Source organism: Mesorhizobium sp. ArgA1 (assembly GCF_053714375.1).
In genome coordinates, this window is the sequence record NZ_JBSKBQ010000013.1 from 12,892 (window position 1) to 34,521 (window position 21,630).

Below are 21,630 nucleotides of genomic sequence, written 5' to 3' on the forward strand. Positions count from 1 at the left end.
TGCGGGTCAGGCGCTGGCTTTCTTCGCCGCACCGGGGGCAGGCAGAACCTCGATCTGTGGATCGGCTTCGATTTCGACCGACGAGCCCGGCGGGATTTCCTCGGCCAGTTCCACCTCGCGCAACCATTCGCGCCAGATCGCGACCAGCAGCGCCATCAGAACAGGGCCGATGAACAGGCCGAGAAAGCCCATCGTCTTGACCCCACCGATCAGGCCGAAAAAGGTCGGCAGGAAGGGCAGTTTGATCGGTCCGCCGACCAGTTTCGGACGCAAGGTCTTGTCGACGATGAACAGTTCCACCGCGCCCCAGATGAACAGCGCCAGTCCGGCCATTGGTGAGCCGCTGGCGGCGAGATAGATCGACACCAGGGTAAAGGACAGCGGCGCGCCGCCGGGGATAAGCGCCATGACGCCGGTGAGCGCGCCCAGCGTCACCGGCGACGGCACGCCGGCCAGCCAGTATGCGACGCCCAGCACCAGCCCCTCGCCGATGGCAATCACGGTCATGCCGGTGACGGTGGACGAGATGGTCGCCGGTACGACGCGCGAAATCCGCTCCCAGCGTGCCGGCAGGATGCGTTCACCGAGCCGATCGATCTGGCCGGCGAACTGCTCGCCGTCGCGATAGGCGAAGAAAAGCGCGATCATCATGAACAGCAGTGTCAGCAAGAGGCCGAAGGCGCTGCCGCCGGCAGCCAGCACGCCGCGATAGATGCTGCCTATATTGGCGCCGCTGACCAGCTGGATCAGTTCGCCAATGCCGCCGGGATGGCCGAAATTGTCCGTCCATTGTTCGTTCAGCCACTCGCCAACGACGGGCAGCGTGGCGATCCAGTGCGGCGTGACAGCGCCATGCCGGTTGGTCTCGATCGCCCAACCAACCCATTCGCGGACCTCGTTGATGGCATAGGTGCCGGCGAGCGCGATCGGCACGACCAGGAAGGTCAGGATGAACAGGATGGCAAAAGTCGCAGCGATGGTGCGGTTGCCGCCGACGCCGGCAAGCAGCGTGCGATAGAGCGGCCAGCTGGCGAAGGCGATGACCAGCGCCGCGAGCACCGGAAACAGGAAGCCGTGGAAGAAATAGACGCCGGCGGCGACGATCAGCACCAACAGCCAGCGCGCCGCCGACAGCGGTGGAATGACGGCGGCTCTCAGCGGCGTCGACAGGCCGAACAGGCGTTGCTGACGTTCCGGCTTCTGGATCTTCGCTTCCTTCAAACGCCCATCACTCCCGGCCTACCAAGCGCTTATGCACTGTCATAGTGCCGCAATCGTGACGATAGTCCAAATGCGTGGTGGTGAAGCTGCCAATCTCCGCCCTCGTGGGGAGATCACCTACCCAAACTTCCCCGTCCGCGGGAATCCCTTCGGCACCATCCGCCCGGCCGAGGCCCTGGCGCCGATCCATTCGGCCAGTTCCTCGCGCGACCTGATAAACGTACGGTCGGCCGAATCCTGCCAGGACAGGCCGCTCCCCAGCGTGAAAGGCTTGAGGTCGAGCAGACCGCCATCCTTGTATTTCTGCAGGCGAACGCCCTTGCCGCGGCCCATTTCGGGGATTTCGGACAGCGCGAACACCAGCATCTTGCGGTTCTCGCCGACGATGGCGAGGTGATCGCCGGAAACCGCGACGCAGGCCTTGGCCTCGTCGGGCGCCTTGACGTTCATCACCTGCTTGCCCTTGCGGGTGTTGGCGACGACCTCTTCCTCCGGCACGATGAAGCCGTTGGCGTCGTAGGAAACAAGCAGCAGCTTGCGCTTCGGGTCATGAACGAAAGCGGTGACGATGTCCTGATCATTGTCCATATCGACGATGATGCGGATCGGTTCGCCATGGCCACGCCCGCCCGGCAGCCGGTCGGCGCCGATGGTGTAGAACTTGCCGCCGGTGGTGAAGACCAGGATCTTGTCGGTGGTCTGGGCGTGGAAGGCGAGCTTGAGGCTGTCGCCCTCCTTGAAGGTCAGCGTGGAATGGTCGGCCAGATGGCCTTTCATGGCCCGCAGCCAGCCCTTCTCCGAGATCACCACGGTGACCGGCTCGCGCTCGATCATGGCGTGCGCAATGTCGGTCAGGTCATGCTCCGGCGCGTCGGCGAACTGGGTCCGGCGCTTGCCGAGCTCGGTTTCGGGGCCGAACTTGTCGCGAACCTGCGTGACTTCCCACTTGATCGTCGACCATTGCTTGGCGTCGGACGCGAGCAATGCCTCGATCTGCTTCTTTTCGGTGGTGAGACCGTCGAATTCCTTGCGGATTTCGAACTCTTCCAGCTTGCGCAAGGCACGCAGCCGCATGTTGAGAATCGCTTCGGCCTGGGTGTCGGTGAGCGACCAGCGGGCCATCATCACCTGCTTGGGCTCATCCTCCTCGCGGATGATCCTGATGACCTCGTCGATGTTGAGATAGGCGATCAGGTAACCGGCAAGGATTTCCAGCCGCTTCTCTATCTCGCCAAGCCGATGCTTCGAGCGGCGGATCAGCACATCGCGCCGATGGTCGAGCCACTCTTTCAGCACGCCCCTCAGCGAAAGGACGTTGGGCACCTTGCCACGCGACAGCACGTTCATGTTGAGGGGGAATCGGCTTTCAAGCTCGGTCAGCTTGAACAGCGATTCCATCAGAATGCCGGGATCCACGGTGCGGCTCTTCGGCACGAGCACAATGCGGACGTCCTCGGCGCTTTCGTCCCTGATATCCTCGAGCAGCGGCAATTTGCGGGCGATCAGCAGCTCGGCGATCTTTTCGATCAGCCTGGCCTTCTGGATGCCGTAAGGAATTTCGGTGACGACGATGCTCCAGGTGCCCCTGCCCTGATCCTCCTGGCCCCATTTGGCGCGCACGCGAAACCCGCCGCGGCCGGTCTCATAGGCTTCCAGGATGGAAGCGCGGCTGTCGACGATGATGCCGCCGGTTGGGAAATCCGGTCCCTGGACGAACTCCATCAACTTTGCCACCGGTGCGTCCGGTTGCTCGATCAGATGCAGGGCCGCATCGCAAAGCTCGGCGGCGTTGTGCGGCGGGATGGACGTCGCCATGCCGACCGCAATGCCGGAAGAGCCGTTGGCGAGCAGATTCGGGAAGGCGCCAGGGAGCACCACGGGCTCCTCGTCTTCCTCATTGTAGGTCGGTCGGTAATCGACGGCATCCTCGGTGATGCCGGCAAGCAGATCGCTCGCCACCTCGGTCATGCGCGCCTCGGTATAGCGCATGGCCGCGGCGTTATCGCCGTCGATATTGCCGAAATTGCCCTGCCCGTCGACCAGCGGATAGCGCATGGAGAAATCCTGCGCCAGGCGCACCAGCGCGTCGTAGATCGACTGGTCGCCGTGCGGATGGAACTTGCCCATCACGTCGCCGACAATGCGGGCGCATTTGGCAAAGCCCTGGTCGGGGTTGAGCCTGAGCAGCCGCATGGCGTGCATGATGCGGCGATGCACGGGCTTCAGCCCGTCGCGCACATCCGGCAGAGCCCGATGCATGATGGTCGACAGCGCGTAGGCAAGATAGCGCTCTTCCAGCGCCTTCTTCAGATCGACCGGTTCGATGTGATCACCGCCGCCATCTTCAGGCGGCAAAAGCCTTTTTCCCATGCGGGTGGACTAGCCGAGCGGGTGATTCGCGGCAAGGCGGGGCTGCGGAAATCCGCAATTTGCGGCCTTGGGCTGCGAAGCGGGCTCAGGATCCGGCGATGGATGTGACGGACTTCATGTTCCAACGTGCCGCCCTGTGCAACAGCACCGGTAGCAGTGCTGTTGCCAACCAACATCAATCTGTTACATGCCCACTCTAAGGCAGGTGACGGTACGCAGGGGAGCCCGACCTTCATGACCTATTCACCGCATCGAGCGAAGGCTCCCGCTCCGATTTGCCTTTCGCCGTGATTTTCGACAAATCTGCGGGAAAGTGCCTTTTTCCCGTCCAGTTCGTCACGGAATGGTGATGGCGTAGAATTCAAGAAAACACTTTTCAGGACTCTCTCAGGGAACTCGCGATGACAATCCAACGCTCAACACTCAAGACACTCGCTTTTTCGACCTTTTTGCTGACGTTGCCGCTGAATGCCGCCTTTGCGCAGGACACTGCGGTTGCCGACCGGCTGAAGGCCGCACTTGCAGTCCAGGGCGTCGATATCACCTGGACCGGCGTTACCGGCGACAATTCCAGCATGGTGCTGCAGGGCGTGTCGGTGAAGCCGGCGGCCGAAAAGGAAGCGCTGCCGATCGGCGACATCAAGCTTGAAGGCGTGACCGAGGCCAATGGCGGCTTCGATATCGCGACCATCTCGACGTCCGCGTTCGAGCACAGCAAGGACGGCGTCACGCTCAACCTCACCCCCTTCGTCATTCATGACGCCAACATCCCGGCCGAGGGCGCTACGGGCCCGCTCGGCTCGATGATGATCTACAAGTCGGCCGAACTCGAAAACCTGACGGTCAAGGTTGCCGACAAGACCGCCTTCTCGGTAGACGGCGTTGCTGTCCAAATCACGCCTCCGGCCGACGGCAAGGCGATGGAATTTTCCGCCACGACGGAAAAGTTCAACGCCGACCTGACCTTGGTCGACGATGCGAAGTCCAAGGAAGCCATCGAGGCCCTTGGCTACCAGAACATATCGGGCAACATCGAAATCGGCGGCACCTGGCAGCCGAGCGACGGCAAGATGGACCTGTCGAAATACGACATCTCGGTCGAGAATGCCGGCACGCTCGGCATGACGTTCGGCCTCGGCGGCTACACGGTCGACTTCGTCAAGTCGATGCAGGAGATGCAGAAGAAGATGGCGGCGCAGCCCGAAGGGGCCGACAACTCGGCGCAAGGCATGGCGTTGCTCGGCCTGTTGCAGCAGCTTTCCTTCAACAGCGCCTCGGTCCGCTTCGACGACGATTCTCTGACCGGCAAGGTGCTGGATTATGTCGGCAAGCAGCAGGGCATGTCGGGCAAGGACATCGCCAACCAGGCCAAGGCTATCGTGCCGTTCGGCATGGCGCAGCTCAACAATCCGGAACTGACGGCCGAAGTGACGGCTGCGGTGAGCAAGTACCTCGACGATCCGAAGAGCCTCGAAATCTCGGCCGAGCCGCCGGCATCGGTGCCGTTCGCGCTGATCATGGCGGGTGCGATGTCCAACCCGCTCGACCTGCCGAAGACGCTCGGCGTCCACGTCACGGCCAACGAAGACTGATCGAAGCGAAAGCTCGAAAAGCAAAAGCCCGGCAGCGAAAAATGCCGGGCTTTTTTGTTGGGTTGTTGAATGAGAAGAATCGGTTCGGGCGGTTTGTTAAAGCACCGCCGGGACTTCGCGATCAGGCGTCTTTCTTCACTACCGCGACGCGCAACGAGAGCTCGCGCAGCTGCTGCGGCGTGGCTTCCGAAGGCGCGTTCATCAACAGGTCGTATGCCTGCTGGTTCATCGGGAACATGGTGATCTCGCGCAGGTTCTTGGCGCCGACCAGAAGCATGACGACACGGTCGACGCCGGCCGCCATGCCGCCATGCGGCGGGGCGCCATACTGGAAGGCGCGGTAGAGGCCGCCGAAGCGCTCTTCGACCGTGGCGCGGTCCAGCCCGACCGTCTCGAACGCCTTGACCATGGTTTCCGGCAGATGGTTGCGGATACCGCCGGACGCGATCTCGAAGCCGTTGCAGACCATGTCGTACTGGAAGGCCTTGATGCCGAGCAGATCCCCGCCACCTAGCGCCTCGATACCCCCCTGCGGCATCGAGAACGGGTTGTGGGCGAAATCGATCTTCTTCTCCTCCTCGTTCCACTCGAAGAACGGGAAGTCGACGATCCAGCACAACTCGAAGCGCTCGCGGTCGACAAGGTTCAGTTCCTCGCCGGCGCGGGTACGCGCGGCACCGGCGAAGGCGACGAATTTCTTCGGATCGCCGGCGACGAAGAAGGCGGCGTCGCCATCGGCAAGGCCGAGCTGCTGACGGATCGCCTCGGTGCGCTCCTCGCCAATGTTCTTGGCCAGCGGACCGGCGCCTTCAAGCTTGTCGCCTTCCTTGCGCCAGAAGATGTAGCCCAGGCCCGGCTGGCCCTCGCCTTGCGCCCACGAGTTCATCCGGTCGCAAAAGGCGCGGCTGCCGCCGGTCTTTGCCGGAATGCCCCACACTTCGGCCTTCGGATCGTTGGCCAGGATGTTGGCGAACACCTTGAAGCCGGAATCGCGGAAATGATCGGAGACGGCCTGCATCTCGATCGGGTTGCGCAGGTCCGGCTTGTCGGAGCCGTATTTGCGCATTGCCACATCATAGGGAATGCGCTGGAATTTCTGCGTCACCGGCTTGCCGTTGGCGAAAGTCTCGAACACGCCGCGCATCACCGGTTCCATGGTCGACAGCACGTCGTCCTGCTCGACGAAGCTCATTTCGAGGTCGAGCTGGTAGAATTCGCCGGGCAGACGGTCGGCGCGCGGATCCTCGTCGCGGAAGCAGGGCGCGATCTGGAAATAGCGGTCGAAGCCGGAGACCATGATCAGCTGCTTGTACTGCTGCGGCGCCTGCGGCAACGCGTAGAAGGTGCCGGGATGGATGCGCGACGGCACCAGGAAGTCGCGCGCGCCTTCCGGCGACGAGGCGGTCAGGATCGGCGTCGAGAATTCCGTGAAGCCGACATCGGTCATGCGCTTGCGCATCTCAGCGATGATCTTGGTGCGCGCCACGATGTTCCGGTGCAGCGTCTCACGGCGCAGGTCGAGGAAGCGGTACTTCAGGCGGATGTCCTCGGGATAGTCCGGCTCGCCGAACACCGGCAGCGGCAATTCCTTAGCCGCCGACAGCACCTCGATCTCGCGCGCAAAAATCTCGATCTCGCCGGTCGGCAAATTGGCGTTGATGGTGTCCGGCAGGCGCGCCTTGACCTCGCCGTCGACGCGGACCACCCATTCGCCACGCAGCGTCTCGGCGACCTTGAAGGCGGGCGAGTCCGGATCGGCAACAATCTGGGTCAGGCCGTAATGGTCGCGCAAATCGATGAACAGCAGGCCGCCATGGTCGCGCACGCGATGTACCCAGCCCGACAGGCGAACGGAAGAGCCGACATCGCTCTTTCTCAACTGGGCACAGGTGTGGCTGCGGTAACGATGCATGGTCATGTCAAAAGTCCGGGGTGTTGGGTTGTGGCCCGAGCATCAAAGCTCGGTCCAAAATTTGCGCGAAAAGCGCATGGGAGGCCGGATTTGTCAAGGCAAGCCGGGTCTGGTTCATCTCTGTATGCGATCGTCAGGGTTGAAGTCTTCTGCCAGGCTTGCCGCATTGCCGCCAGAAGTGTTTGTCGCGACAGTGCAGTCATCAAGTGATCTGGAGATGCTTCATGCCAAAAGCCAAAGTCCCGCCGGGTGTCGGACCACATAATGGCCGTGAGTTGGAACTGATGCTTCAGGGCGACAAACCGATGGCCTTGTTCGCGGCGGAACCGGGTATGAACGCCGAAGATGTTGGTGACGCGGGATTCAAACCGTTTGTCGAAGAAGGCCGTATCCTGAAGTGCACCCAGATTGATCCTAGAACCTCAGTGGAGGAGCGCCGCTACTGCCTGCCGACAGAAGAATGGCGCTGCAAACTGAGCTCGTTGATCTCCAGAATGTGCCGCAGCGGAGAGGCCTTTGACGTCTTCACATCGAATGATCTGGCGAGGCTTGAAGGAGCCCTTCTCGGTTATTCAAAGGAAGATGTCGAAGTGTTCGTCGCACATGCTGCGTCGTGAGCAGCCGGCGCGCCCCGCTTGTTCAAGCAACGTGGATTTCGGCGCCCTGCCGTTCGAAATCGGCGAGGATCGCGGCCGGCGCTGTCTTTTCGACCACAAGGTGGCGGATCGCCTCTGGCCGGGCGACCCGATAGGGCGCGGCGGTGGCCAGCTTGTCGTTGGTGACGGCGATGACGATGCCTGCGCTGTTCTTGGCCATGGCCCGCTTCACCTCGGCCTCAGCCGAATCGAAAGCCGTCACGCCGCGCGAGGCATCGAGACCGCAGGAACCGAGAACAAACAGGTCCGCGCCAAGCTGCGCGACGGCGGCAAGCGTGTCGGCGCCAACGCAGGCGCCGAGGTGACGGTCGAACCGCCCCCCAAGCACAATCAGCTCGATCAAAGCGTGGTTCGACAGGACTGAGGCAACTTCGAGCGAATTGGTGGCGACCGTCAGATCGAGGTCGCGCGGGATGGCCCTGGCGATCGCGGCGTTGGTCGAGCCGCTGTCGATGAACAGGGTCTGTCCGCGCGAAAGCAATGCCACGGTCGCGCGGGCAAGCCGCGTCTTTTCTTCGACCGCATGGCCGGCCCGCAGGCCGACAGGCGTAGCGGCGAACGGTGCGGCTGCAACCGCGCCGCCATAGACGCGGCGGCATTGCCCGGCCTTGGCGAGTTCCCTGAGGTCGCGGCGGACCGTGTCTTCCGAAACGCCGAAGCGGCTTGCCAGTTCGCCGGCCAGCACCCTTCCCTCGACGGCCAGGCGATCGCGGATGATTTGATGCCGCTCATCGGTCAACATTGCATGATCCTGTTTTCTTCATGCGCGTTCTTGCATGATTTGCATGTTTGTGCAAGATGTCGAGCAAATCCAGCCTGTGGCAACCGCCGGCTCCCCTGTCTTGAAAGCATCGCCATGACCTTTGGCCTCAGCCTCGCTCCGCAACACCGGGTCTATGCCGGTTTTGCGATCTACTCGTTCGGCATGGGCAACATCTTTCCGCGGCTGCCCGACATCAAGCATGCCATGGGCATCGAGGACGGCACGCTCGGGCTCAGCCTGATCGGGACGCCGATCGGCACCCTGACCGCGTTGACGCTGGCGGCGCCAATCCTGGAGCGCGTCGGCTTCCGCCGCGCATTGCTCGGGCTGGTCCCGCTTTTGTCGATAGCCTATGCCCTTGCCGTGCATGCGCCTGGGCCGCTCGCGCTGTTCCTGATGCTGATTCCGGTCGGCCTGATGATCGGCAGCGTCGAGATCATCCTCAACGTCGAAGCTGACAGGACCGAATTCCTGCTCAAGCGTAGGATCATGAACCGGGCGCATTCGTTCTGGAGCATAGGCTTTTTCGGCGCAGGCCTGTTCGGCGCGGCGCTTGCGCATCTCGGCATATCGCCGCAACTGCAGTTGGCGATCGTCGTACCGATGGTGGCGATTGGAATAGCGCTGTTTCTCGGCGGTTACGAACCGGCGCCGAGCCGCTTCGCCGGCAATGACGAGACGGTGCCAAGGCTGGCGCGGCCGACGCTGCCGATCCTCGTCCTCGTCGCAGTGACACTGTCGGCAATGCTGATGGAAGGCGCCAGCATCGACTGGTCGGCGATCTATATGCGCACCGTGTTCGATGCAGGCCCGTTCGTCGCCGGCTTCACGGTGGCGCTGTTTGCATTCTCGCAAGCGAGCACGCGCTTCTTCGCCGACAGCTTTGTCGAGCGCCATTCGCCGAGCGGCGTGGCGCGGGTGCTGCTGGCGACGATGGCGGCAGGCGTGCTGCTCGTCTTCTTCTCGCCTGCCCCGCTCGTATCGATGCTGGGCTTTGCCCTGCTGGGCATCGGCAGCAGTGCGATCTTTCCGCTGGCGATCTCGGCGGCCGCCCAGCGGACGGACCGCTCCGCGGCAATCAATGTCGCGGCGTTGTCGCAGATCTCCTTTGTCGCCTTCCTGCTCGGCCCGCCGCTGCTCGGCTTCGTCTCCGACCATTGGGGTATCCGCTCGGCCTTCGGCATCGGCATCCCGTTTATCATCCTCAGCCTGCTGACCGCCGGCTCGCTTGGCCGAAGGGCGGCCAGCCCTGTCGCGCCGGCGGCTGGCGAAGCGTTGGCGAGGGCTCACGAAGCTTGAGCGGCCCTACCTGAAGGCCACACACCTGTTGGCGGCCGGATAAGCCGCTGGCAATGGCCGCACCGATGGTTCAGAACTGCGGAGCCACCTAGATGAGTTTTCGTTGAATCGTCATACTCATCCAGCTCTTTGTCGAAGCATGATCTTTTCCGAAAACCGGTTCCCACTTTTCGGGATCATGCTCTAAGCATCGGTTCCGCATGTCCTCGATCCGCCCGCTGATCCCTCTCCTCATCGCCGCCGGCATCCTGCTTGGGGGCAATGGGTTGCAGGGCACGCTGATCGCGCTGCGTGGCGCGCAGGAAGGATTTTCCGCCTCCGACATCGGCCTGATGGGCACGTTCTATTTCGCCGGTTTCCTGCTCGGCTGCCTCGCCGTCACCCGCATCCTCAAGGCGGTCGGCCATGTCAGGACGTTTTCGGCGCTCGCCGCGACCGCCTCCGCCGGCACGCTGCTGCTGGTGCTGGTGATCGATCCCGTGATGTGGTGCGCGGTGCGCTTTGCCGGCGGCTTCTGCTTCGCCGGCCTGTTCACCGTCATGGAAGCTTGGCTGAATTCCGGCGTCGAAAACAAGGATCGCGCGCGGGTACTCGCCATCTACCGCATGGTCGATATCGGCTCGGTGACCGGCGCGCAGTTCCTGATCCCGATCTTCGGCCCCGGCGGCTTTGCCATCTTCGCCATCATGTCGATGATGATCACGCTGTCACTGGTGCCGGTGTCGCTTGGCGACCGCTCCAACCCGACGCCGCCGGAAGACGTCAAGCTCGACCTCGCGCGCGTCTGGCGAATCTCGCCCCTCGGCTGCTTCGGCTGCATCTGCGTCGGCGTCACCAACAGCGCCTTCCGCACGCTGTCGCCGGTCTATGCCGAGCAGATCGGCATGTCGGTGGCCGATGTCGTCACCTTCGTCAGCGTCGGCATCTTTGGTGGCGCGCTGATCCAGTACCCGCTCGGCTCTCTTTCCGACCGCTGGGACCGGCGGGCGGTGCTTTTGGCCACGACCTGCGGCGCGATGCTGGCGGCGCTGGCGCTGGCGTTCGTCGCCGGGGCCAATCCGACCCTCAATTTGATCATCGTCTTCATCTTCGGCAGCTTCGCCATGCCGCTCTATTCGCTGTCGGCGGCGCATTCCAACGACCGCGCCGATAAGGGGGAGTTCGTGCTGATCAACGCTGCTTTGATGCTGTTCTATTCCTTCGGCGCCATTGGCGGCCCCTTCGCGGCGTCGACGGTGATGCAGTATTTCGGACCGGGCGCCCTGTTTGTATTCAGCGCGACGGTCTATGCCATCCTCATCGCCGTCATTCTCTACCGCATGCAGGTGCGTGGCAGCGTGCCGGCGGGCAAGCGCAGCCGCTTCACGGCGCTGCTGCGCACATCGACTGTATTCGCGCGGCTGGCGCGCAGGAATGGCGATTCCGACGGATCGACGAATACTTGACCGAAGGGCGGCTTGACGAAAGCCCGCGCGGCTGAAATCTAGGCAGACCTTACTCTTTGCCAAAAGCGATTTGATGCACTTCATCACCACCCAGACAGAACTCGAGACCGCTCTCGCCGCTTTCGAAAAGTCGGATTTCGTCACCGTCGACACCGAATTCATCCGCGAAACGACGTTCTGGCCGATCCTGTGCCTGATCCAGATGGCGGCGCCCGGCGTCACCGCGCTGATCGACCCGCTATCGCCCGACATCAACCTCGCCCCGTTCTTCCGGCTGATGGCCAATGAAGCGGTGGTCAAGGTCTTCCACGCCGCGCGCCAGGACATCGAAATCATCGTCCATCTCGGCGATCTGGTGCCGCATCCCGTCTTCGACACCCAGGTCGCGGCCATGGTCTGCGGTTTCGGCGACAGCGTCTCCTACGACCAGCTGGTGCAGCGCATCACCGGCGCCCGGCTCGACAAATCCTCGCGTTTCACCGACTGGCGCCACCGGCCGCTGTCCGACAAGCAGCTCGACTATGCGCTGGCCGACGTCACCCATCTGATCGATGTCTACAAGCACCTCAGCGCCGAACTGGAGCGGGAGAACCGCGCCCATTGGTTGAACGAGGAAATGGAGGTGCTGACCTCGCGCGAGACCTACGATCCGCACCCCGAAGATGCCTGGAAGCGGCTGAAGATGCGGCTGCGCAAGCCGCAGGAACTGGCGATCGTGCAGACGGTGGCGGCATGGCGCGAGCGCGAGGCGCGTGAGCGCGACGTGCCGCGCGGCAGGGTGCTCAAGGATGACGCCATATACGAGGTTGCCCAGCAGGCGCCGCGCGATGCGGCCGCGTTGAGCAAGCTGCGCACCACGCCGAAAGGCTGGGAACGGTCATCGACAGCAACCGCATTGCTCGGCGCGGTCAACACGGCGCTCGCTCTGCCCCGGGAAGAGATGCCGAAGCTGCCCAAGAGCTTTCAGCCGCCCGAGGGTTCAAGCGCGGCTGCAGAGCTGCTGAAAGTGCTGTTGCGGATCGTCGCCGAGAAGGAAGGCGTCGCCTCGAAAGTGCTAGCATCCAGCGACGACATCGACCGCATCGCCGCCGAAGGCGAAGCCGCCGACGTGCCGGCGCTGCAAGGATGGCGGCGCGCGGTCTTCGGCGAGGCTGCACTGAAGCTGGTGCGCGGCGAAATCGGCATCAAGTTCGACAAGCGCAAGATCGCGGTGTTCGATTTGTAGCATCCGCCTTCCCCTTCTCCCCTTGTGGAGAAGGTTGATCGGCACGCGGCGCCGAGACGGTTGAGGGGTGCGTGACGGATCGCCATCCCCGCCAAGCTGGAACGCCCCTCATGCTACCGAGCTTCGCTCGACCACCTCCTCCCAAAAGGGGAAGGGAAAGTCAGCGCCTGCTCAAACCAGGCCGAGCAGGTGCAGCGCGAACAGAATCCATGCCAGCAAGAGAATGATCGCGCCCAAGTAGAAGGCGCGGCTGCGAAAGCGAAGATTGTTGCTGGTGAGGTGGACCCAGGCATGGCCATAGCGGGAAATCACGAAAATCCACATCAAGGCCAAGGTCAGATAATTGACGCCATTGGTCGCGTGCAGGGCCAGGCACAGCACGTAGAAAAGCACCGGCAGTTCGAACTGATTGATGAGATTGTTGGCGACCGTGACGCTGGACGCCGGCTCGGTCGTGCGCGCCTTGTATTGGCCAACCTTGGCCTCGCCCGTTTTGACCGCACCGTAGCGGCGCCGGCCCATCACCACATAGACGATATAGACGAGCAGCACCTGCGCCAGCATCGGCCAGAAGATTGCGGTCTGGCTCATGGCGTTGCCCCTGCCTTGTCGTTCATGCCTGTGGACGTCGCCGGCTGGCGACAATGAAGGCCGCGATGACGGCGACAGGTATGGCCAGAAGCACGAATTTGGTGACGATCAGCGACGACGCGAAGGACAGCGAATCCGGATTGGCCGACAGCGCATCGGACAAAAGCCGTGCGACCGCAATGTTCTGGGCATAATCGGCGCAGGTGTAGGGAAGCACCACAAACAGCGCCAACAGCGGCTGCGCCTGTACGGGCAGGGCGCGAAAGGGCTTCAGCCGCCGCCCTGTGGCGAGAATCAGGCTGACCATGGTCAGTGACAGCAGCGCCGGGAACAGAAGGTCGAAAGTGAGGTAGTGCCAGACGAGGATGATCTCGCTGCCACGCCGGCCGAGCGCTGTCAGCCAGGCCATGCCCTCATCCGGCGTGAACCCTTCAAAGCGCACATCGAGCGACGACAGGCCGCCGCTCAACTGCCGGAAATAGAAGAATTCCAGCAGCGTCATGGCGATGAAAACCGCCGCGGAGGCAAAACACAGCGCGCCCGCATGGCGCGCCAGCCGCAGCACGATCGCCGCCTGATGGCGCCAGAGCATGTGCCGCTCTGGCTGCTGGTCAGGCTCCGCCAGGATAATTGGGGCTTTCGCGGGTAATCGTGACGTCATGGGCGTGGCTTTCACGAAGTCCGGCGTTGGAAATGCGCACAAAGGTGGCGCGCTCCCGGAAATCGGCAAGATCGCGGCCACCGACATAACCCATAGCGGCTTTTAGCCCGCCTGCAAGCTGGTGCAGCACGCCAGACACAGGTCCTTTGTAAGGCACCTGCCCTTCAATGCCTTCCGGGACCAGTTTCAGCGTGTCGCGCACCTCGGCCTGGAAGTAGCGATCGGCCGAGCCGCGCGCCATGGCGCCGACCGAGCCCATACCGCGATAGGCCTTGAAGGAGCGGCCCTGATGCAGATAGACCTCGCCCGGGCTTTCATCTGTGCCTGCGAGCAGCGAGCCGATCATGGCTGCACTGGCGCCGGCGGCGAGCGCCTTGGCCAGGTCGCCCGAATATTTGATGCCGCCGTCAGCGATGACCGACACGCCGGATTTGTGCGCCGTCTCGACAGCCGACATGATCGCCGACAGCTGCGGAACGCCGACGCCGGCGACGATTCGGGTGGTGCAGATCGAGCCCGGGCCGATGCCGACCTTGACGGCGTCGGCCCCGGCATCGATCAACGCCTGCGTGCCTTCGGCAGTGGCGACGTTGCCGGCGAGAATGCGCACGGAATTCGAGAGCTTCTTGGCACGCGTCACGGCATCGAGCACGCGCTGCGAATGGCCATGCGCGGTGTCGATGACCAGAAGGTCCACACCGGCATCGATCAGCCGTTCGGCGCGCTCGAAGCCGTCATCGCCGACGCTGGTGGCGGCGGCGGCGCGCAGGCGGCCCTGCGCGTCCTTGGTGGCATGTGGGTTCAGCTGCGACTTCTCGATGTCCTTGACAGTGATCAGGCCGACGCAATTGCCTTGCTTGTCGACGACGACGAGCTTCTCGATGCGGTGCTGGTGCAGCAGCCGCTTGGCTTCGTCCTGGTCGACATTCTCCTTGACCGTGATCAGGTTCTCACGGGTCATCAACTCATAGACCTTCTGCGAAGGATCCGAGGCGAAGCGCACGTCGCGGTTGGTCAGGATGCCGACCAGGCGGCCGATCTTCTGGCCGCCGGTGCCGCCATTCTCGACCACCGGAATGCCCGAGATGGAATAGGTGCGCATCAGCGCCAGCGCATCGGCCAGCGTCGCGTCGGGGCCGATGGTGACCGGGTTGATGACCATGCCCGATTCGAATTTCTTGACCTGGCGCACCTGCTCGGCCTGTTCGGCCGGCGAAAAATTGCGGTGGATGACGCCGATGCCGCCGGCCTGGGCCATGGCAATCGCAAGCCTCGCCTCGGTGACCGTGTCCATCGCGGCCGAGAGAATAGGCACGTTGAGGTCGATATCGCCGGCGATGCGGGTGCGGATGTCGGTCTCACCGGGCATGACCTCGGAGTGACCGGGCTGCAGCAGCACGTCGTCAAAAGTCAGCGCCAGAGCGCCGGTGGACGTTTCGATGATTTTTGCCATGGCCAGTCCTTCGAATACGAAAAAGCGATGGGAGAATACAAAAAAGCGCTGGACCGCAATGGACAGCGCCGACTCGTTTCTTCCCTTTCAGGATTGGCGCTGGCTGGTAACACGTCGCGATGGCGTTGGAAAGAAGATGATTGCATCTCACCGCAAAGTGTTGCGGTTGCCCTGTTAGCCGCCACCAAGGCTTGCGGTCGCACAAAAGTGACAGCAAGTTAATGCGACATCCGGCCGAAGCTATGATAACCGCCCGTTTGTATCGGCTTGCCGCCTTTTCATTGCTTGGATTGGCCGGCACGCGTTTTTTGACCAATTCGGACGCGTTCGTTGAACCGCATCATTCCGCTCATCCTGGCGGTCGCGCTTTTCATGGAAAACATGGATTCGACCGTAATTGCGACATCGCTGCCGGCGATCGCCGTCGACATCCACACCAGCCCGATCGCGCTCAAGCTGGCGCTGACCGCCTATCTCGTGTCGCTGGCGATCTTCATTCCGATCAGCGGCTGGATGGCCGACCGGTTCGGCGCCAAGAACGTGTTTCGCGCCGCGATCGGGGTGTTCATCCTCGGCTCGATCGCCTGCGCCATTTCCAATTCGCTGCCGGCCTTCGTCGTGTCGCGCTTCCTGCAAGGCATAGGCGGGGCCATGATGACGCCGGTCGGCCGCCTGGTGCTGGTGCGCACGACGCCGAAGAGCGAACTGGTCGCCGCCATGTCGTGGCTGACCGTGCCGGCGCTGGTCGGTCCGCTTGTCGGCCCGCCGATCGGCGGTTTCATCACCACCTATTTCACCTGGCACTGGATCTTCCTGATCAACGTGCCGATCGGCCTGATCGGCATCTGGCTGGCGACGCGCTTCCTGCCGCAAACCGACTCGATGGAGACGCCGCCGCTCGACTTCATCGGCTTCGTGCTCTCCGGGCTCGCGGCGTCGGGTGTGGTGTTCGGCCTGTCGGTTGTCAGCCTGCCCTATCTGCCGCCGATTATCGGCTTTGCCACCGTGGCCGTCGGCCTGGTGACGGGCGCGCTCTATCTGTTGCATGCGCGCCGAGCCAAGAATCCCCTGTTGGCGCTCGAACTGTTCCGCAACCAGGTGTTCCGCTCCTCCGTGCTCGGCGGTTCGCTGTTTCGCATCGGCATCGGCGCAGTGCCGTTCCTGTTGCCGCTGATGTTCCAGATCGGCTTCGGGCTGACGCCGTTCCAGTCGGGCATGATCACCTTCGTCTCGGCCATCGGCGCCATCGGCATGAAGTTCGTCACTGCGCTGATCTTCCGGCTTGCCGGCTTCCGCCGGGTGTTGATCTGGGGCTCGCTGATCGCCGCCGCATCGATCGCCATATACGGCCTGTTCACGCCCGAAACGCCTTACGCGCTGATGCTGGCCATGCTGCTGGTCGGTGGCTTCATCCGCTCGATGTTCTTCACCGGCGTCAACGCGCTGTCCTATGCCGAGGTGTCGGCCGAAGACACCAGCAAGGCAACGCCGATCACGGCGGTGTTCCAGCAGTTGTCGATCGCGCTCGGCGTGGCGCTGGCCGGCGGCATACTGGAAGTCTCGACCTCGATCCATGGCGGCCCGCTGATGCTCAGCGATTTCCACATCGCCTTCTTCATCGTGGCGGCGGTCTCGGCGGCGGCGTCAGTATCGTTCATGCGGCTGGCGCCGGATGCCGGCAACGCGGTGTCGGGACATGGCCGGTTGACGACGCCGAAGACGCTGGAGCCGGCCAGATCACCGGCAGAGTGAGTTTCCAACGCTGGCGGGACAGCACCCCCCTCTGGCCTGCCGGCCATCTCCCCCGCAAGGAGGGAGATCAGATGCCGTCTCGGCCTTCGCCAATCTCCAACACCTGAAGGCTGGCGAAGCGTTGAAACCGCCAATCTCCCCACTTGCGGGGGAGATGTCCGGCAGGACAGAGGGGGGTGTGCCGGATCACAACCTTATTCTAGGCCGTCCCGCCCTTTGAAATCTTTCGCCAGCAGATAAAGCTCCACTGACTCATCGCGCGACGCCGGCGGCTTGACGTGGTGCACCGAACGAAAATTCTTCTTGAGCATGGAGAGCAGCTCGTTTTCGGCGCCGCCTTGAAAGGTCTTGGCGAGAAAATGCCCTCCTGGCTTCAGCACCGACAGCGCAAAATCGGCAGCCACCTCGCACAGATGCATGGTGCGGATGTGGTCGGTCCGCTTGTGGCCGGTGGTCGGCGCGGCCATGTCGGAAAGCACCACATCGGGGTCACCGCCAAGCGCCTCGGCGAGCTTTTGCGGCGCATCGGGATCGAGGAAATCCATCAGCAGGACCGGCGCGCCGGGCACCGCATCCATTTCGAGATAGTCGATGCCGACGACATGCGGGTTTTCCGCGGTGGATTTCGTCCGCGCGGCCGCCACCTGGCACCAACCGCCGGGGGCCGCACCGAGGTCGATCACCTTCATGCCAGGCTTCAGCAGATGATGCTTGTCGTCGATTTCGATCAGCTTGTAGGCGGCGCGCGAGCGGTAGCCATCGGCCTTGGAGCGCTGGACGTAGGGGTCGTTGATGTGGCGCTGCAGCCAGCGGCGTGACGATTCCTTCAGGCCAGACTTCTTCTTGATTCGCGTCTTCAGCACGCGAATGCTCGCCGAGCCCAGCTTTTCCGGTTTCTTGGTCATGACTTCGTTTCTTGTTTGAGCATGATCTTTTCCGAAAACCGCTCGCCACTTTTCGGGATCATGCCCTGCCTCGCCCACTGTTGCGCCAGACGCCGTCGTCGGCCATCAATTCGCTCAGAATCCCCTCGCGCAGGCCGCGATCGGCAACGCGCAGGCGCTCCGATGGCCACACGGCGCGAATGGCTTCGAGGATAGCACAGCCGGCCAGCACCAGATCGGCGCGGTCCGCGCCAATGCACGGGTTGGCGCAGCGCTGCTGGAAATCCCAGCCGACCAGCTTTTCGACCATGCGGTCGACGCTGTCGCGGTCCATCCACAGTCCGTCGACGCGGCGACGGTCGTAGCGTTCGAGATCGAGATGGACGCCAGCCAGCGTCGTCACCGTTCCGGACGTCCCCAGCAGATGGAATTTCGGGCTGGCCAGCACATGGCTCAGCCGGTCGCGACCGTCGAAGGCTTTCAGTCGCACGGCGACATCGTCGACCATGGCGGCAAAAATCTCGCGGGTCACCGTGCGGCCGCCGAAGCGCTCGGCCAGCGAGACCACGCCGACCGGCAGCGAGGTCCACGACACGATGTGGTTGGCCAGCCGCGGCGAGCGCTGGCCGGTGAGGTCGATCAGCGCGATTTCGGATGAGCCGCCGCCAATGTCGAACAGCACAACGCCTTGCGTGTCGCGCTCGACCAGCGAGCCGCAGCCCGACACCGCAAGGCGGGCCTCGGTCTGACGGTCAATGATCTCGAGATTCAGCCCTGCCTCGCGCTCGACACGCTGCAGGAATTCCACGCCATTGTCGGCGGTGCGGCAGGCCTCGGTGGCGATCAGCCGCGCCTTCCTGATCTTGCGGTTGCGCAATTTGTCGCCGCAGACCTTCAGCGCCTCGACGGCGCGGTCCATCGCCGCCTGGCTCAGGTGGCCATTGGCGGTCAGCCCCTCGCCCAGCCTGACGATGCGCGAGAAGGCGTCGATGACGCGGAACTGGCCATGACGCTGCGGCACCGCGACCAAAAGCCGGCAATTGTTGGTGCCGAGATCGAGCGCGGCAAACACCGGCAGTTCCTGCATCGGCGGCCGCTGAATGGGCTGTTCAGGCCTGGGCTGCGGCGCCGGAGGCGCGACCAGAGGCGGGGCAGCGACGCTGACGGCCGGCGGGCCGGCTGCAACGAGGTGCGCTGATACCGCCAACTCATCGCGTGCAAAAACCTTGCGTCCGCGCCGGCGCTTGCGCCGCTTTCTCGCCTTGCCTCGCTGATGCTGGGCGTCGCCGGCCTGTCCGTCACCGGACTGAGGCCCCGCCTGGCGGGGCCGCCCGGCGGAGGGGCTCGGCCGACCTGACGGCGGCGAAGCCCTGGACACGCCCACTTCCGGCGCGCCTGCGCCGGTGTCGTGGTCTTCCACTTCGGGTCCTTCCGGCGCCGCGCGAACCGGAAACCGGACGCAGCAGGCACCTAAATGTTTTAAGTTGCCGCCAGAGTATCAGTGCCGGACCCGATCACCAAGAGCAGCGGGGCAAATTTTGCCGGCATCATGCAGCGGCAATGCTTTTGGGGTGGAATAGCGCGGCTTGTCCGGTTGAATAGCCGGCTTCAATGAGGCATTTCTGAAATGAGGGGTAGTGTTGGTGAATCGCGGATTTTTTCGCGCCCGCCTGGGCGATGGGCAGCAACGCATGACGAGAACTCCATGAACTGGAGGCGCTATCTGTGGCCGGTCATCGGCATTGCAGCGGTGATCTTCTCGCTGCTGTTGCTGTGGCATGAGCTGCGCGGCATTTCGCTCGACGATGTCTGGGACGGCATCGTCGCCATCCCGACGCGCGGCTGGGTGCTGGCGGCGCTGAGTGCGGTGGTCGCCTATGCCTCACTCGCCGGTTACGACCACATCGCGCTGCTGCACATCGGAAAGAAGGTGTCGTGGCTGTTCGTCACCTTCTGCTCCTTCACCACCTACGCGCTGTCGCACAACATTGGCGGCTCGGTGTTGTCGGGCGCGGTGATCCGCTACCGCGCCTATGGCACCAGGGGGCTCACCGGCCAGGATGTCGGCATATTGGTGGCGATCTGCTGGATCACCTTCGTGCTCTCCAGCCTGCTGGTCGGCGGCCTGGTGCTGGTGTTCGAGCCGCAGATCATCGGCCGCTTTTCCGGCGCACCCCATCACGGGCTGTCGATCGCGGCCGGCCTCGCTTTGCTCATTCTGGTCGGCGCCTATATCTTCGGCAGCTGGCTGCATCTGAAGCCGCTGAAAATCGCCGGCTTCCAGCTGCACTATCCGGCGCTGCCGATCGTGGCGCGGCAATTGCTGATCGGCCCGATCGAACTCTTGGCAGCGGCTGCGATCATTTTCTTTGCCCTACCCGTGGCCGGCAATCCCGGCTATTTCGTCATCCTCGGCGTGTTCCTGGTGTCATTCTCCGTGGCGCAGATCTCGCATGCGCCCGGCGGGCTCGGCGTGTTCGAGGTCGTGTTCCTCGCCGGCCTGTCGCAGATGGACCCGGTCGGCGTGCTGGCGGCACTTTTGGTGTTTCGCCTGTTCTACCTGATCATCCCGCTGCTGATCGCGCTTGGCGTGGTGCTGTTCTTCGAGCATTCGCAATACAGCCGAACGGAGAGCTGAGGATCGCCCTGGACGCCGGCGCTGGCCGGACGCGCCTGCCCTGATGAAACTCAGAGATTGAAACGCAGCGCAGGCTTGACTATTTTCCGGCGGCGGCTACAAGGCACGCGCGGCTGCTTCGGCGGCCCACCAGCGCGACAGCGCCTGCTGGGGAATAGGTTAACGGTAGACCCACGGACTCTGACTCCGTTAGTCCTGGTTCGAATCCAGGTTCCCCAGCCAAAGCCATCTCCTTGAACTTCCTGCAAACTTCCTCTGAGAAAACTCGGAAGAACAGGAACACCCTATGGACATCGGACGCACTGAAACCGGCACAGCCAAGGCTATCACTTCGTCGGCTTCCGCAATGACCGCTATTTTGCTGCCGCGTTCATCCATTGGAACACCATTCGGCCGGCCGCCTGCCGCTGATAACTAGGCCAGCGCGTTTATTGCCTTGCCGGTACCGGCTTAGGCCGGGACCAAAGTCCGGCTTGTGGCTGGCCTCAAGCCAGCGCAACATCGCTGAGAAACCCGACGGTTGACGGCTTGGATCGCAACAGATAAGGCGGCCCAGGCTTTTGGTTTTTCGGGGGCGATGTTTGAGGGAGCAGCGCATTGTTCGTCGATTACTACGAACTCTTGGAGATCAGCCCGAACGCCAACTCGGAGACGCTTGAGCGAATATTCCGCTATTTTGCGATGCGCTATCATCCCGACAATCAGCAAACCGGAAATGAAGCCCGCTTCAGTGAAATAGTAGAAGCACACAACGTCCTGAAAGATCCGGTCAAGCGCGCGCAGTACGACATCTCCTATCGGGAGCATGCCGGTCTGCACATTCAATTGGTGGAGGAAGCAAGCGACGCCAAGGGCGTTCAGAAGGACGCCGTGGTTCAGGCCAAACTGCTTTCCCTGCTCTATGTGAAGCGCCGCCAGGATGTCAGCAACCCCGGCATTGGCGACGTCGAAATCGAACGCTTGTTAGGCTGTCCGCGAGAGCATCTCGAATTCCATCTCTGGTACATGAAGGCGAAGGGGTGGATCGCAAGAATTGAGAACGGGACAATCGCGATCACGGTTGAAGGCGTCGACCGCGCCGATTCCGAACTGCGTCGCGATACCAGCATTCGGCTCCTGGGACCGTAGAACACTGAACCGTTGACCTGGGCTATTTGCAGGTCCGGCG

General features: G+C 63.0%; 17 protein-coding genes and 1 tRNA gene. 9 read left to right on the plus strand and 9 right to left on the minus strand.

Going from position 1 to position 21,630, the window contains the following annotated elements:
• Positions 1-6: 6 nt before the first annotated feature.
• Both ACWGTI_RS23650 and parC read right to left on the minus strand, forming a co-directional pair.
• Positions 7-1,221 (minus strand): AI-2E family transporter, encoded by a 1,215-nt coding sequence (locus tag ACWGTI_RS23650; protein ID WP_454589352.1) that lies wholly within the window; start codon positions 1,219-1,221, stop codon positions 7-9.
• Positions 1,222-1,338: 117 nt separating this feature from the next.
• Positions 1,339-3,591 carry a DNA topoisomerase IV subunit A gene (gene parC / locus ACWGTI_RS23655; RefSeq protein WP_454589353.1) on the minus strand — a complete coding sequence of 751 codons (2,253 nt, stop codon included), beginning with the start codon at positions 3,589-3,591 and terminating at the stop codon, positions 1,339-1,341.
• A 401-nt stretch (positions 3,592-3,992) separates the two neighbouring features.
• Here parC and ACWGTI_RS23660 point away from each other — a divergent pair, with 401 nt between their 5' ends.
• Complete coding sequence (locus tag ACWGTI_RS23660; RefSeq protein ID WP_454589354.1) at positions 3,993-5,183, plus strand: hypothetical protein; 1,191 nt, start codon at positions 3,993-3,995, stop codon at positions 5,181-5,183.
• 121 nt (positions 5,184-5,304) lie between these two features.
• On the opposite strand, the gene aspS is transcribed toward ACWGTI_RS23660, so the two are convergent.
• Positions 5,305-7,095: an aspartate--tRNA ligase gene (gene aspS, locus ACWGTI_RS23665; protein WP_454589482.1), complete on the minus strand. Its 1,791-nt coding sequence runs from the start codon at positions 7,093-7,095 to the stop codon at positions 5,305-5,307.
• Between the two features lie 224 nt (positions 7,096-7,319).
• On the opposite strand from aspS, the gene ACWGTI_RS23670 reads away from it, so the two are divergent.
• Positions 7,320-7,712, plus strand: coding sequence for a hemin receptor (locus tag ACWGTI_RS23670; protein ID WP_454589355.1), 393 nt, complete (start codon positions 7,320-7,322; stop codon positions 7,710-7,712).
• Positions 7,713-7,734: 22 nt separating this feature from the next.
• On the opposite strand, the gene ACWGTI_RS23675 is transcribed toward ACWGTI_RS23670, so the two are convergent.
• On the minus strand, positions 7,735-8,493 hold the full coding sequence (locus ACWGTI_RS23675; RefSeq protein WP_454589356.1) for a DeoR/GlpR family DNA-binding transcription regulator: 759 nt from the start codon (positions 8,491-8,493) through the stop codon (positions 7,735-7,737).
• Positions 8,494-8,607: 114 nt separating this feature from the next.
• Between ACWGTI_RS23675 and ACWGTI_RS23680 the strand changes: the two genes are divergently transcribed.
• The 3 genes from ACWGTI_RS23680 (at position 8,608) to rnd (ending at position 12,483) form a co-directional block, all read left to right on the plus strand.
• Positions 8,608-9,813: an MFS transporter gene (locus ACWGTI_RS23680; RefSeq protein ID WP_454589357.1), complete on the plus strand. Its 1,206-nt coding sequence runs from the start codon at positions 8,608-8,610 to the stop codon at positions 9,811-9,813.
• Between the two features lie 200 nt (positions 9,814-10,013).
• Complete coding sequence (locus ACWGTI_RS23685; protein WP_454589358.1) at positions 10,014-11,258, plus strand: MFS transporter; 1,245 nt, start codon at positions 10,014-10,016, stop codon at positions 11,256-11,258.
• Between the two features lie 73 nt (positions 11,259-11,331).
• Positions 11,332-12,483 carry a ribonuclease D gene (gene rnd, locus ACWGTI_RS23690; protein ID WP_454589359.1) on the plus strand — a complete coding sequence of 384 codons (1,152 nt, stop codon included), beginning with the start codon at positions 11,332-11,334 and terminating at the stop codon, positions 12,481-12,483.
• 171 nt (positions 12,484-12,654) lie between these two features.
• Here the strand turns inward: rnd and ACWGTI_RS23695 are convergent, their stop codons facing one another.
• The 3 genes from ACWGTI_RS23695 to guaB are packed head-to-tail and all read right to left on the minus strand — an operon-like array spanning position 12,655 to position 15,188.
• On the minus strand, positions 12,655-13,074 hold the full coding sequence (locus ACWGTI_RS23695) for an MAPEG family protein (RefSeq protein ID WP_454589360.1): 420 nt from the start codon (positions 13,072-13,074) through the stop codon (positions 12,655-12,657).
• 22 nt (positions 13,075-13,096) lie between these two features.
• Positions 13,097-13,666, minus strand: coding sequence for a hypothetical protein (locus ACWGTI_RS23700; protein ID WP_454589361.1), 570 nt, complete (start codon positions 13,664-13,666; stop codon positions 13,097-13,099).
• A gap of 19 nt (positions 13,667-13,685) precedes the next feature.
• Positions 13,686-15,188, minus strand: coding sequence for an IMP dehydrogenase (gene guaB, locus ACWGTI_RS23705; RefSeq protein WP_454589362.1), 1,503 nt, complete (start codon positions 15,186-15,188; stop codon positions 13,686-13,688).
• A 330-nt stretch (positions 15,189-15,518) separates the two neighbouring features.
• Between guaB and ACWGTI_RS23710 the strand changes: the two genes are divergently transcribed.
• Positions 15,519-16,940 (plus strand): MFS transporter, encoded by a 1,422-nt coding sequence (locus tag ACWGTI_RS23710; RefSeq protein WP_454589363.1) that lies wholly within the window; start codon positions 15,519-15,521, stop codon positions 16,938-16,940.
• A gap of 194 nt (positions 16,941-17,134) precedes the next feature.
• Here ACWGTI_RS23710 and ACWGTI_RS23715 read toward each other — a convergent pair whose 3' ends face one another.
• Together ACWGTI_RS23715 and ACWGTI_RS23720 are read right to left on the minus strand one after the other, a co-directional pair.
• A complete protein-coding gene (locus ACWGTI_RS23715) occupies positions 17,135-17,845 on the minus strand; it encodes an RlmE family RNA methyltransferase (protein ID WP_454589364.1) in 711 nt (236 codons plus the stop codon).
• Positions 17,846-17,903: 58 nt separating this feature from the next.
• On the minus strand, positions 17,904-19,244 hold the full coding sequence (locus tag ACWGTI_RS23720) for a Ppx/GppA phosphatase family protein (protein WP_454589365.1): 1,341 nt from the start codon (positions 19,242-19,244) through the stop codon (positions 17,904-17,906).
• A gap of 285 nt (positions 19,245-19,529) precedes the next feature.
• Between ACWGTI_RS23720 and ACWGTI_RS23725 the strand changes: the two genes are divergently transcribed.
• The 3 genes from ACWGTI_RS23725 (at position 19,530) to ACWGTI_RS23735 (ending at position 21,590) form a co-directional block, all read left to right on the plus strand.
• Entirely contained in the window at positions 19,530-20,462 is a 933-nt protein-coding gene (locus ACWGTI_RS23725) for a lysylphosphatidylglycerol synthase domain-containing protein (protein ID WP_454589366.1), read from the plus strand.
• A gap of 148 nt (positions 20,463-20,610) precedes the next feature.
• Positions 20,611-20,684, plus strand: a tRNA-Gln gene (locus tag ACWGTI_RS23730).
• Between the two features lie 375 nt (positions 20,685-21,059).
• Positions 21,060-21,590 (plus strand): DnaJ domain-containing protein, encoded by a 531-nt coding sequence (locus ACWGTI_RS23735; protein WP_454589367.1) that lies wholly within the window; start codon positions 21,060-21,062, stop codon positions 21,588-21,590.
• Positions 21,591-21,630 lie beyond the last annotated feature (40 nt).

What these genes read in the sequence shown, in the direction of transcription:
- parC (WP_454589353.1), bottom strand. Translation starts at nt 3,591, where the DNA reads ATGGGAAAAAGGCTTTTGCCGCCTGAAGATGGCGGCGGTGATCACATC.
- ACWGTI_RS23660 (WP_454589354.1), top strand. Translation starts at nt 3,993, where the DNA reads ATGACAATCCAACGCTCAACACTCAAGACACTCGCTTTTTCGACCTTT.
- aspS (WP_454589482.1), bottom strand. Translation starts at nt 7,095, where the DNA reads ATGCATCGTTACCGCAGCCACACCTGTGCCCAGTTGAGAAAGAGCGAT.
- ACWGTI_RS23670 (WP_454589355.1), top strand. Translation starts at nt 7,320, where the DNA reads ATGCCAAAAGCCAAAGTCCCGCCGGGTGTCGGACCACATAATGGCCGT.
- ACWGTI_RS23675 (WP_454589356.1), bottom strand. Translation starts at nt 8,493, where the DNA reads ATGTTGACCGATGAGCGGCATCAAATCATCCGCGATCGCCTGGCCGTC.
- ACWGTI_RS23680 (WP_454589357.1), top strand. Translation starts at nt 8,608, where the DNA reads ATGACCTTTGGCCTCAGCCTCGCTCCGCAACACCGGGTCTATGCCGGT.
- ACWGTI_RS23685 (WP_454589358.1), top strand. Translation starts at nt 10,014, where the DNA reads ATGTCCTCGATCCGCCCGCTGATCCCTCTCCTCATCGCCGCCGGCATC.
- rnd (WP_454589359.1), top strand. Translation starts at nt 11,332, where the DNA reads ATGCACTTCATCACCACCCAGACAGAACTCGAGACCGCTCTCGCCGCT.
- ACWGTI_RS23695 (WP_454589360.1), bottom strand. Translation starts at nt 13,074, where the DNA reads ATGAGCCAGACCGCAATCTTCTGGCCGATGCTGGCGCAGGTGCTGCTC.
- ACWGTI_RS23700 (WP_454589361.1), bottom strand. Translation starts at nt 13,666, where the DNA reads ATGCTCTGGCGCCATCAGGCGGCGATCGTGCTGCGGCTGGCGCGCCAT.
- guaB (WP_454589362.1), bottom strand. Translation starts at nt 15,188, where the DNA reads ATGGCAAAAATCATCGAAACGTCCACCGGCGCTCTGGCGCTGACTTTT.
- ACWGTI_RS23715 (WP_454589364.1), bottom strand. Translation starts at nt 17,845, where the DNA reads ATGACCAAGAAACCGGAAAAGCTGGGCTCGGCGAGCATTCGCGTGCTG.
- ACWGTI_RS23725 (WP_454589366.1), top strand. Translation starts at nt 19,530, where the DNA reads ATGAACTGGAGGCGCTATCTGTGGCCGGTCATCGGCATTGCAGCGGTG.